10 protein-coding genes are annotated in these 11834 nt (G+C 67.0%); all 10 read left to right on the top strand.

The window, feature by feature from the left end; translation table 11 throughout:
• Positions 1 to 176 precede the first annotated feature (176 nt).
• The 10 genes from ACD584_RS14640 to pgsA all read left to right on the top strand — a co-directional run bounded on the left by ACD584_RS14640 (position 177) and on the right by pgsA (position 11801).
• Positions 177 to 2567 carry a DNA internalization-related competence protein ComEC/Rec2 gene (locus ACD584_RS14640; protein WP_076035712.1) on the top strand — a complete coding sequence of 797 codons (2391 nt, stop codon included), beginning with the start codon at positions 177 to 179 and terminating at the stop codon, positions 2565 to 2567.
• Positions 2568 to 2595: 28 nt separating this feature from the next.
• Positions 2596 to 3264: a MotA/TolQ/ExbB proton channel family protein gene (locus ACD584_RS14635; protein ID WP_070691437.1), complete on the top strand. Its 669-nt coding sequence runs from the start codon at positions 2596 to 2598 to the stop codon at positions 3262 to 3264.
• 3 nt (positions 3265 to 3267) lie between these two features.
• A complete protein-coding gene (locus ACD584_RS14630) occupies positions 3268 to 3705 on the top strand; it encodes a biopolymer transporter ExbD (RefSeq protein WP_076035713.1) in 438 nt (145 codons plus the stop codon).
• The gene (gene msbA, locus ACD584_RS14625; protein WP_070691440.1) at positions 3702 to 5471 is read left to right on the top strand and encodes a lipid A export permease/ATP-binding protein MsbA; all 1770 of its coding nucleotides are present in this window, start codon (positions 3702 to 3704) and stop codon (positions 5469 to 5471) included. The genes ACD584_RS14630 and msbA overlap by 4 nt, the downstream gene beginning before the upstream one ends.
• A complete protein-coding gene (lpxK, locus tag ACD584_RS14620; protein ID WP_076035714.1) occupies positions 5468 to 6523 on the top strand; it encodes a tetraacyldisaccharide 4'-kinase in 1056 nt (351 codons plus the stop codon). The genes msbA and lpxK overlap by 4 nt, the downstream gene beginning before the upstream one ends.
• Positions 6524 to 6603: 80 nt before the next feature.
• Positions 6604 to 7413 (top strand): 3-deoxy-manno-octulosonate cytidylyltransferase, encoded by an 810-nt coding sequence (gene kdsB, locus ACD584_RS14615; protein ID WP_016945342.1) that lies wholly within the window; start codon positions 6604 to 6606, stop codon positions 7411 to 7413.
• Positions 7410 to 7874 carry a low molecular weight protein-tyrosine-phosphatase gene (locus tag ACD584_RS14610; protein WP_076035715.1) on the top strand — a complete coding sequence of 155 codons (465 nt, stop codon included), beginning with the start codon at positions 7410 to 7412 and terminating at the stop codon, positions 7872 to 7874. Before kdsB ends, ACD584_RS14610 begins: the two co-directional genes overlap by 4 nt.
• A 23-nt stretch (positions 7875 to 7897) precedes the next feature.
• A complete protein-coding gene (locus ACD584_RS14605) occupies positions 7898 to 9316 on the top strand; it encodes a hypothetical protein (RefSeq protein ID WP_175611453.1) in 1419 nt (472 codons plus the stop codon).
• Positions 9313 to 11169, top strand: a complete 1857-nt coding sequence (gene uvrC / locus ACD584_RS14600) for an excinuclease ABC subunit UvrC (RefSeq protein ID WP_076035717.1) — start codon at positions 9313 to 9315, stop codon at positions 11167 to 11169. The genes ACD584_RS14605 and uvrC overlap by 4 nt, the downstream gene beginning before the upstream one ends.
• On the top strand, positions 11169 to 11801 hold the full coding sequence (gene pgsA / locus ACD584_RS14595) for a CDP-diacylglycerol--glycerol-3-phosphate 3-phosphatidyltransferase (protein ID WP_011037265.1): 633 nt from the start codon (positions 11169 to 11171) through the stop codon (positions 11799 to 11801). Before uvrC ends, pgsA begins: the two co-directional genes overlap by 1 nt.
• Positions 11802 to 11834: the final 33 nt, after the last annotated feature.

Genomic DNA, 11834 nt, shown 5'->3' with positions numbered 1-11834 from the left:
CGCTTGGCCGCGTGCATCGGCTCAAATGCGGAAGCGAAGGCTGTGATGCAGCGCTTCGAGTGGTTGCTTTGCCTGCAAGCTCTCGCGCCATCTTCCTACCCGGCAACACGCTGAACGCTGCTGCCCGTCGTGGCAGACGATCGTTACGTTGAGCAATGAATCGGGCAGCGCGGGCAATGGACATGGACGATGCAACGCATGCGGTGAGGCCACTTGCTGGCGCCACCGTGGCGGTCGCAGCCGCGTTATTGCTGGGTGTGGTGGCATGTGCCTGGTCACCGGCGGCGCTGCCGCGCACTGTCTACGGTAGTTGCCTGCTTACCGGCGCAGTCGGCCTTGCGGCGCTGCGCCGGTGGCCGCGGCGTTGGTTGTTGCTGAGCGCGGTGTGCGTGGCAGGATTTGGGCTGATGGGCTGGCAAGCGGCTGGAGCGCTGCGGGCGCAGCTACTGCCGGCCGATGAAGCGCGCGAATGGGTGGTGCAGGGCAGAGTGGTGGGCCTGCCCATCGCCGAGCCACGCCGCACGCGTTTCCAGCTGCGCCTGGCTGATGACCCGGCGCAGCCGCAAGCGCTGCGTGGCGCACTGCTGCAGGTGAGCTGGTACGACGACTTTGGTGCAGACACCATCGGCCCACGCGCCGCGTTGACGGCCGGCGCCACCTGGCAGCTGCGCCTGAAGTTGCGTGCGCCGCGCGGTCTGCGCAATCCGGGTGGGTTCGACGCCGAGCGACAGGCGCTGGCGCAACGCATCGCTGCAACCGGCTATGTACGCATGCCCGCTGCGGCCAGGCTGGTGACGCCGGCCAGTGGCGTCGATGCATGGCGCGAGCGCATGTCGGCGCGCATCGCGCACACCATCTCCGGGCCGGCGTCGCCTTACCTGCGTGCCTTGGCGCTAGGCGACACCCGTGGGCTCGACGATGCCGCGTGGGCGACCTTGCGTGCGACCGGGCTGAGTCACCTGATTGCGATCTCCGGCTTCCATGTTGGCCTGGTCGCCGCGTTCTGCGCGCTGCTGATCACTGCGGTCTGGCGCCTCTTGCCTGGCCTGGGAACGCGCGTGCCACGGCTGCATGCCGCTGCGGTGGCAGCGTTGCTTGGCGCCTCCTGCTATGCAGTGCTCGCCGGCCTTGCGCTACCAACGGTGCGCACCGTGTTGATGATCGCGGTGGTGGCGCTGGCCCGTGTGCTGCGTCGCCGCGCCAGCACTGCGCATATCCTGGCGCTGGCAATGTTGGCGGTGCTGCTGTGGGACCCGTTGAGCGTGTTGGTGGCCGGCTTCTGGCTCAGCTTCGCCGGGGTTGCGTGGCTGGTGTGGTGCCTGCCGGTTGACGATCGTTCGATGCTGCGCGGATTTCTGTCGGCGCAGGCGGTGGCGACCATTGGCCTGTTGCCGTTGACGGTCAGCTTGTTCGGGCAGGCGTCGCTGGTGGGGCCGCTGGCCAATCTGGTTGCAATCCCGTGGTGGACCTTCGTGGTGGTGCCGCTGGCCTTGCTTGGCACCGCGCTGGAAGCGGCCTGGACGGGTGCAGGCGTCTGGGCCTGGCAACTGGCTGGCTGGTGTTTCGAGCTGACCTGGCCCGCATTCGTCTGGCTTGGACGCACCCAGGTGGCGTTGTGGTGGGTGCCCGAATCCGACGCCATTGCGCTCGTCGCTGCGCTGGTCGGCGCATTCTGGCTGCTGATGCCTCGGGGAACGCCGGCCAAATCAGTGGCGTTGCTGTTGTGGCTGCCGCTGCTGTGGCCGGACCGTGCCCTGCCCGAAGCCGGCGAGGCCGATCTGCAGGTGCTCGATGTCGGGCAGGGTCTGGCAGTGCTGGTGCGGACCCAGCGGCACGCCTTGCTGTTCGATACTGGCCCGGCGGTCCGCGATGGATTCGACGCCGGCGAACGGGTGGTGCTGCCGGCGTTGCGGGCGTTGGGGCTCCGGCGGCTGGACGCCATCGTGCTCAGCCACGCCGATGCCGATCACGCCGGCGGCTACGCTGCGGTGCGCGCCGGAATGCCGGTGGCCGATACCCTCGCGCCATCTGGCGCGCCGCTGGATGTGCGCCGCCGCTGCCAGGCCGGGCAGCGCTGGGAGTGGGAGGGCGTCCGGTTTCGTTTCCTGCATCCCACCGCGGGCTTTCCCTACCTGCGCAACCAGTCCAGCTGCGTGCTGCTGGTGGAGACGCGCTACGGGCGTGCGCTGCTGCCAGGCGACATCGACAGCATCGTCGAACACCGCCTGCTGCATGCAGGGCAGGCGCAGCTGCGCGCCGATGTGGTGGTGGTGCCGCATCACGGCAGCGCCGATGGCTCGCATGCCGGCTTCGTGGCGGCCACCGCAGCGCGGTTGGCGCTGGTGTCCTCCGGGCATGGCAATCGTTTCGGCCACCCACGAGCAGACACCGTGCAGCGCTGGCAGGGCGCCGGTGCCGAGGTGCTGGATACCGCCGAGACCGGTGCGGTGCGGGTCTGGCTGGGCCGCGAGGGGCTGCAGGTCCGCGAGCGTCGCCGCTGGCAGCCACGGCTCTGGGATGCTGCGGAACGGCGGCGGTCGGCTGCTATCCTATCGGCCAGCGAATAGGCGGCCGCGTTGCCGGAGGAATCGAATCGTGTTGGAGCTGGTCAAGGCAGGCGGTTGGCCGATGGTGCCGTTGCTGTTGTTGGGCGTGATCGCGCTGGCGATCGTGCTGGAACGTCTGTGGACCCTGCGCCGCAACGAGGTGAGTCCGCCGGGTCTGGGCGAGGAAGTCCGCAACTGGGCCGCGCGGGGCAAGCTGGACCCCACGCATATCGAGTCGCTGCGCCGCAATTCGCCGCTGGGCGCCTTGCTGGCAGCCGCGCTGGATGTGCGTGGGCGTAGCCGTGACCTGATTCGTGAGCGCATCGAAGACACCGGCCGCCATGTGGTGCATCGCATGGAGCGCTATCTGAATGCATTGGGCACGATCGCCTCGGCGGGGCCGCTGCTTGGCCTGCTGGGCACCGTGGTCGGCATGATCCAGATGTTTCTGGGCATTCTCGATCACGGCGTGGGTGACGTGAACCAGCTGGCCGGCGGTATCGGCAAGGCGCTGGTGTGCACGGCGACCGGCATGATCATCGCGGTGCCATCGTTGATGGCACACCGGTTTTTCAAGGGGCGTATTGCTGGCTACATCATCGAGATGGAGCAGGAAGCGACCTTGCTGCTGGACACGATGGAAGGCCGCCCCGTGCCAGGCGGCGCCGCAGCTGCGGCGCCCGTGCCGGCCGACAACCCCGCCATGGCGAAGGGTTGACGGATGCGCATCGGCAGTGACCGAAGCCAGGACGAGCCACAGATCGACCTGGTGCCATTGATTGACGTCATCCTCGTCCTCATCATTTTCTTCGTGGTAACAACGACCTTCGACGCCCGCTCCACGCTGCAACTGCAGTTGCCTACTGCCAGCGACCAGAACACCAGCGCGCCGCCGCGTTCGCTGAGCGTGCTGGTCAATGCCGATGGACGCTATTTCATCAACGACCAGGAAGTGCTGCGGTCGGATGTGGATTCGCTCAAGCAGACCATTGCCCAGGTTGCCGGCGACGACCGCGAGCAGACCGTACTGATGCGTGCAGACGCGCGCACGCCGTATCAGGCGGTGGTGACTGCGCAAGACGCGCTGGGCCAACTCGGTTTCCGCCGCATCGCCATTGCGACAGCGCCGGAAGCAGGCAAGAACGGAACGTGGCAGTGAAGACCATCAACGAGAACGTGCCGCAGGTGTCGTCCTGGCAGACCTATCGGCGTCTGCTGGCATTCGCAAAACCATACCGGCTGCTGTTGGTGGCCGCGTTGATCGCCGCATTGATCGAGGCCGCCGGGACCACCGGCTTTCTGGCCTTGATGAAGCCGATCACCGACGAGACCTTCATCTACAAGAACGCCGAAGTCAGCCGCTGGCTACCGGTGCAGATCATCCTGTTGTTCGTGATCCGCGGTGCGGCCGGTTACATCACCGACATGGCGATGGGCAAGTCTGCGCGCAGCATCGCGCGGGATCTACGCGTCAAGGTCATGTCCAAGTATCTGCGCCTGCCGGGCTCGCGCTTCGACTCCGAGCCGGTGCCGTCGATGCTGATCCGCCTCGGCTCGGACTCGGATCAGGTCGCGCAGGCCGCCGTGGACGCCGTGAAGGTGATGATCCAGCAGTCGCTGCAGGTGATCGGCGCGTTGGCGTTGATGCTGTGGCATAGCTGGCAGGTCACGCTCACCATCCTGGTGCTGGCGCCGGTGCTGGCTTGGGTGATGGACAAGGTGGCGCGCCGTTATCGGCGGATCAGTCACAGCATCCAGGAGAGTGGCGCGCATCTGTTGCAGGCCGCCGACCAGACTTTGTCCAGCCATCAGGAGGTCAAGATCTACGGCGCGCAGCAAAGCGAGATGGAGCGCTACTCGGGCCTGGCCGACCGCAATCTCCGGCTGGCCATGAAGGTCGAATCCACGCGCGGCATTTCCACCGCCACCGTGCAGATGATCGGCGCGATCGGTCTGTCCGCGCTGTTGTTCGTGGCTGGCGCGCAGGCATTGGCCGGGCGCCTGACGGCCGGCGATTTCGTGGTGTTGATGACCTCGATGCTGACGATCATTCCGGGCCTCAAGCAGCTCACCAATGTGCAAAACATGGTGCAGCGCGGCCTGGCGTCTGCCGAACGCCTGTTTTCGGTGCTGGACAGCCCTGACGAGCCCGACCAGGGGCAGGTACCGCTGACGCGCGCCAAGGGCTTGATCGAATTCCGCGATGTCACCGCGCGCTATCCGGGGCAGGCCAATCCTGCGTTGGCCGATGTCAGCTTCGTGGCACAGCCGGGCACCGTCACGGCGATCGTCGGCCGCTCCGGCAGCGGCAAATCCAGCCTGATCAAGCTGATTCCACGCTTTTACGAGGCCGAGTCCGGGCAGATCCTGCTCGACGGTCACCCGGTGCAGGCCTATGCATTGGCCGATCTGCGCCGCCAGATTGCCCTGGTTGGCCAACAGGTGATGCTGTTCGACGGCAGCATCGCCGAGAACGTGGCGTACGGCGAAATGCGCCAGTGCGATGCCGGGCAACTGGAGCGCGCGATCCAGGGCGCGAATGCAATGGAGTTTGTTTCGCAGCTGCCAGAGGGCCTGCAGTCGCACGTGGGTACCAAGGGCGGGCGCCTGTCCGGCGGCCAGCGCCAGCGTCTGGCGATCGCACGCGCGATGCTCAAGGACGCGCCGATCCTGATCCTGGACGAGGCGACCGCCGCACTCGACAACGAATCCGAGCGGCTGGTGCAGGACGCCTTGCACAAGTTGATGCCGGACCGCACCACCTTGGTGATCGCGCACCGGTTGTCGACGATCGAGCATGCCGACCAGGTGCTGGTGATGGACCAGGGCCGCATCGTCGAACGCGGTACGCATCAGGAACTGCTCGCGCTGGGCGGGCTGTACTCGCACCTGCACGGCATGCAGTTTCGCGAACGTCAGGCATGAGCAAGCGCGGCGCCCGCACGCCGGGCTACTGGTATGACAACACGCCCATCCCGCTGCCGGCCCGCATGCTCGCGCCGGTGTATGGCGCGGTCACCGCAGTGCGCCGCAGCCTGTATCGGCGCGGCTGGTTGAAGCGCCATGGCGTGCCGGTCCCGGTGGTGGTGATCGGCAACGTCACCGCTGGCGGCACCGGCAAGACGCCACTCACCATCACCCTGGTCAGCCGGCTGCAGCAGGCCGGCTGGACCCCGGGTGTCGCCAGCCGTGGTTATGGCCGCGATGACGCCGGGACTGCGCGCTGGGTCGATGCGGACACGCCAGTAGCACTCGGCGGCGACGAACCGGTGCTGATCGCCTGGAAAACCGGCGCGCGCGTGCGCGTGGACACTGATCGTCTGGCCGCGGCGCGTGCCCTGGTCGAGGCCGGCTGCGACATCATCGTGTGCGACGACGGGCTGCAGCATTACCGGCTGGCACGCGATGTCGAAATCGAAGTCGTCGACGGCCAGCGCCGTTATGGCAACGGACGCATGCTGCCCGCCGGGCCATTGCGAGAACCCGCAGCGCGTGCGCGCGAGTGCGATTTCCGCGTGGTGAATCTGGGCCAGGGCAGCGATGCAGTGGTACCGGCGGTCGCCACGCCAGTGGCCGATACCGATGCCGGGTTCGGCGAATGGCAGATGCGTCTGAGCATCGACAGCGTGCAGCCCATGGATGGCAAACGTGCACGGCCACTTGCCTCGCTGGCTGGGCAACGCGTGCATGCCGTGGCCGGGATTGCGCACCCGGAGCGGTTTTTCGCGATGCTGCGCGCACGCGGCATCGGCGTGGTGCCGCATGCGTTTCCCGATCATCATGTCTACCGCGCGCAGGACTTCAGCTTCGGCAGCCGCCTGCCGGTGCTGATGACCGAAAAGGACGCGGTGAAGTGTCGGCCCTTCGCCGACGAGTGGCTCTACAGCGTGCCGTTGAAGGCCGAGCTGCCGGCGGCCTTCTGGGTGAGTCTGCTCGATCGCCTCGACAAACTGGCCAGCCGCCATTCCGACGCCTGACGGCGTCGGCCGCGCCTCGGCAGCAGCGAGATAACCGCCGGTCGATGCAGCCTCCATCCTTTCCAACCAGCGAGGACACCGTGCAACCAGTTTCTGCAGCGTCTCCCATCGCGTCGGACGACGCGTCCAGCGCCTTCGTGGTGGCCGTACCGGCGCGCTATGCCTCCACCCGGTTGCCCGGCAAGCCGCTGCAGCTGATCGGCGATCGCCCCATGATCCAGCACGTGGCCGACCGTGCGCTGGCGGCCGGTGCCCGCGAGGTGTGGGTGGCCACCGACGACGCGCGCATTGCCGAGGCCATCCAGGGCCTGGCCGGCGTGCGCGTGGCGATGACCAGCAGCGTGCATCTGTCCGGCACCGACCGGCTGGCCGAGTGCGCGCGGATTGCCGGCTGGGATGCGGCCACCTGTGTGGTGAACCTGCAGGGCGACGAACCGTTCGCACCGGCTGCCGGCATTCGTGCAGTGGCCCAGGTGTTGCAGCGCTCCGGCGCGGAGATGGCCACGCTCGCCGCGCCGGTCGACAGCGCGCACGACCTGTTTGATCCCAACGTCGTGAAGCTGGTGCGCAACGCCCATGGCGATGCGTTGTACTTCAGCCGTGCGCCGATTCCGTGGCATCGCGACAGTTTTGCTGGCCAGCGCGATGCGGTACCGGCCGGCAATCACTGGCTGCGGCATATCGGCATCTACGCCTACCGCGCTGGGTTTCTGCAGCAGTTCGCAGCCATGCCGCCGGGCACGCTGGAGCGCATCGAATCGCTGGAGCAGCTGCGTGTGCTGGAAGCCGGCTACCGCATCGCGGTGGCGCTGACGCCTGAGCAGTTCCCACCCGGCATCGATACGCCGGAAGACCTGCAGCGCGCGCAAGCGCAATTGGCGTCTGCATGAGGCTGTTGGTCGTCTGCCTGGGCAATATCTGTCGCTCGCCGATGGGCGAGGGCGCCTTGCGCGCGCGTCTGGACGCCTCACCGCTGGCACGCCGTGTGGAAGTGGATTCGGCCGGCACAGGCGATTGGCATGCCGGTGAACCACCGGACGCCCGTGCCATCCGCTGCGCACGCGGTCACGACGTGGACATCTCAGAATTGCGCGCGCGTCAGGTGCAGCTGGCCGATTTCGAACGCTTCGATTGGCTGCTGTGTGCGGACGCCAGCAATCTGCGCGATCTGCAGCGGCTTGCACCTGCATCGCTGCGCGACAAGGTTGCGCTGTGGTTGCCGTGGGCCGGCGTGGATGAGCGCAGCGATATCCCCGACCCGTACACCGGCGGCAAGCAGGAGTTCGAACTGGCCTGGCGGCTGGTCGATACCGCCGCGCGCCAGACCGTGGCCAGACTCACCCGCGGCTGACCGGGCTTGGGCATAATCACTGCATGACTGCCCAGCTCACCCAGGAACTGCCGGAATTTCCCACCTGGCTCAACGCCAGGCCCTCCACCTTGCAGGAGCATCGCGGCCGCGCGCTCGTGCTGGCGTTCGTCAATGCCAGCTCGGTGTGGTGCGCGGAGCGGCTGGCCGAGCTTGCGCACTGGCAGGCGCGCAGCCCCGGCCGGCTGCAGGTGATCGTGGTGCAGGTGCCGCGCTTCGATAGCGAACGCATGCCGCAGCGCTCGCTCAAGCAGTTGCGTGGGCATGGCGTCAGTGCGCCGATCCTGCTCGACAAGGACTGGGAAACCTGGCGCCGTTTCGGGATCGAATCCTGGCCCACCCTGGTGTTGCTCGACGCCTATGGCCGCGAGCGGCAGCGGCTGGTCGGTGTCACCGGCGATCTCGACAAGGCACTGGCCGCGTTGTGCGAAGGCCAGCCGCCGCCGTCCGATGCCGATCTGCATGGCGTGGCTGAGCGCGACCCCGAGCCGCGCCTGGCGTTGCGCTTCCCCACCGGCCTGGCGGCGACCGAAGACCGGCTGTACATCGCCGACACCGGGCACCACCGCATCCTCGAATGCACCCGCAGCGGCCGCGTGCTGCGTCAGTTCGGCCACGGCAATGCCGACCTCATCGATGGCGGCGTGGGCGAAGCGGCATTTCGACGCCCGCAGGGCCTGGCGCTCGAGCGCGAAGAACTCTATGTGGCGGATACGGGCAACCACGCCTTGCGGCGGATCAACCTGCGCAGCGGCCAGGTCGACACCTTGTGCGGCACCGGGCGCAGCGGCGAGCCGATCGAAGGCCCGCTAGCCAGTGCGGGCGCGTCGCCGCTGAACTACCCGCAAGGGCTTGCGGTTGCCGATAACCAGCTGTTGATCGCGATGGCCGGCGACAACCGCATCTGGAGCTATCACCTGGGCCGCGCCGCGCTGAGCGCGCGCGCCGGCACCGGCTCCCTTGAAATCCGCGACGGCAGCGGCCATCTCGCTGCTTTCGCACAGCCGGCAGGCCTGGCCGCGGTCCAGCAGGTGGCTTACGTCTGCGATGGGCTGGGGTCGTCGATCCGCACCATGCAATTGCGTGGCGACCTGGTGCAGACCCTGGTTGGTGGGCAGGGCACCTGGCAGTTCGGTGAAGACGATGGCCCACGCAGTACCGCGCGCCTGCAGTTTCCGCAGGCAATCGCACTGGCCGCCGATTCGCCGATGCTGTGGGTGGCCGATACCGGCAATGGCCGCTTGCGCTGCCTGCGCCTGGGCGGCGGCGAGCTGACCACGGTCGCCCTGCCGCGGCGCCTGCATGGCCCGGCCGGGCTGGCCGTTGCCGGCGGCGCGGTGTGGATCGCCGAAACCGACGCGCACGCCGTGCTGCGTTACGACCTGGCAACAGGCGCATTGAGTGATGTTTCGATAGACGAATGAGCGCAAGGCCACAAGCTGATTTCGATGGGAAGGCCTTCGCCGCCCGCCTGAGCACCGCACCCGGTGTCTACCGCATGTACGCGGCCGACGACAGCCTGCTGTATGTCGGCAAGGCGGGCGCGTTGCGCAAGCGCGTGGGCAGCTATTTCAACGGCACGCCCAAGAACGCACGCCTGACTTCGATGCTGTCGCAGGTCGCGCGCATGGACGTGACCGTCACCCGTAGCGAGGCCGAAGCGCTGCTGCTGGAAAACCAGCTGATCAAGTCGTTGTCGCCGCGCTACAACGTGTCGCTGCGCGACGACAAAAGCTATCCCTACGTGTTGCTGACCCGCGAAGACTGGCCGCGCATTGCGCTGCACCGTGGCCCCCGCGCGGTGAACGGGCGCTACTTCGGCCCGTATGCCGGCGTCACCGCCGTGCGCGAAACGCTCAACCTGATGCACAAGTTGTTCAAGCTGCGCAGCTGCGAGGACAGCGTGTTCCGCAATCGCTCGCGGCCGTGCCTGCAGTATCAGATCGGACGCTGCAGTGCGCCGTGCGTGGATCTGGTGGCGGCGCAGGATTACGAAGAAGCGGTGCGTCGCGCCACCATGTTCCTGGAAGGCAAGAGCGACCAGCTCGGCGAAGAAATCATGCACTCGATGCAGCAGGCCAGCGAGGCGCTCGAATTCGAGCGTGCCGCCCGTCTGCGCGATCTGCTCTCCTCGCTGCGCAGCATGCAGAACCGCCAGTACGTGGACGGGCGCGCCGCCGATCTGGACGTGCTGGCGTGCGCCACGCAATCCAGCCAGGCCTGCGTGCTGCTGCTCAGTTTCCGCGACGGGCGCAACCTGGGCACGCGTTCGTTCTTTCCCAAGACCAACGGCGAAGACAGCGCCGAGGAAATCCTGGCCGCGTTCGTGTCGCAGTACTACGCCGAGCATGCACCGCCGCGCGAGATTCTGCTGGACCGCGCGATCCCCGACGCCGAGCTGATCGAGGCGGCATTGAGTGCCGCGGCCGAACACAAGGTCGCGCTGAAGTGGAACGTGCGTGGCGAACGTGCCGGCTACCTGTTGCTGGCCAGCCGCAATGCACAGCTGACCCTGGTCACCGAACTCACCAGCCAGAGCGCGCAGCACGCGCGCAGCGAAGCCTTGCGCGAGATGCTTGGCCTGGCCGAGCAGGTCAAGCGTGTGGAATGCTTCGACATCAGCCACACCATGGGCGAAGCCACGGTGGCCTCGTGCGTGGTCTTCGACGCCAGCGGCCCCGTGCGTGGGCAGTACCGGCGCTTCAACATTTCCGGCATCACCCCCGGCGACGACTACGCCGCCATGCGCCAGGCGATCGAGCGCCGGTTCCGTCGCGCGGTGGAAGAAAACGGCGTGCTGCCCGACGTGTTGCTGATCGATGGCGGCGCCGGCCAGTTGGCGCAGGCCCAGGCCGCATTGGCGGATTTGGGAATCGAGAATGTGTTGCTGGTCGGCGTGGCCAAGGGCGAAGAGCGCAGGGCAGGGCACGAAGCGCTGATCCTGGCCGATGGCCGCGAGCTGCGCCCCGGCGCCGCATCGCCGGCACTGCAATTCATTCAGCAGGTTCGCGACGAAGCGCACCGTTTTGCCATCACCGGCCACCGTGGACGTCGCCAGAAAGCACGCATGACCAGCAAGCTGGAAGATATTCCCGGCATCGGGCCACGCCGGCGCGCCAGCCTGCTCAAGCATTTTGGCGGCCTGGTCGGTCTCAAGGCGGCCGGCGAAGCGGAGATTGCGCGGGTGGAGGGGGTCAATGCCGCACTCGCCGCGCGAATCTACGCTAACCTGCACGGGCTGGCGCTCCCCGATGCGGCAGGCGAGTCGAGTCCGTAATGAAGTTGACCATCCCCACGTGGCTGACACTGCTGAGGATCGTGATGATCCCGGTGTTGGTCGTGGTGTTCTACCTGCCGTACAAGTGGACCAATTTCGCTTCGGCCGGTGTGTTTGCCCTGGCCGCGATCACCGACTGGCTGGATGGCTGGGTCGCGCGGCGTTATCACCAGTATTCGGCGTTTGGCGCATTTCTGGACCCGGTGGCCGACAAGCTGATGGTCGCCGTGGCGTTGTTCCTCATCGTGCAAGGGCATCCCACGCCGTGGATGGCGTTCTGGGCGGCGGTCATCGTAGGGCGCGAAATCGCGGTGTCTGCATTGCGCGAGTGGATGGCCGAGATCGGCCAGCGTGCCAAGGTGCGCGTGGCGATGATCGGCAAGGTCAAGACCACCGCACAGATGGTCGCGTTGCTCTGTTTGCTGTATTCGGTCACGCCGGGGCAGATGCCCACGCATGAAATCTGGCTGGGCAACCTGATCTTCCAGGCGGGTTACTGGACCCTGGCAATCGCCGCGTTGCTGACGTTGTGGTCGGGTTTCCAGTATCTGCAGGCCGCATGGCCAAGTTTGCGTGCCGATGAAAAGGCCGCGATTACCAACAAACCGAAAAAAGTCGAAAGCAACAGTTGACAGCTATCCCGTTCACTGTAAAATTTCGCCTCC

This window comes from Xanthomonas sp. NCPPB 2922 (assembly GCF_041520885.1).
Taxonomy (GTDB): Bacteria; Pseudomonadota; Gammaproteobacteria; order Xanthomonadales; family Xanthomonadaceae; genus Xanthomonas; species Xanthomonas campestris.
This window is presented reverse-complemented; position numbering and strand designations above follow the sequence as displayed.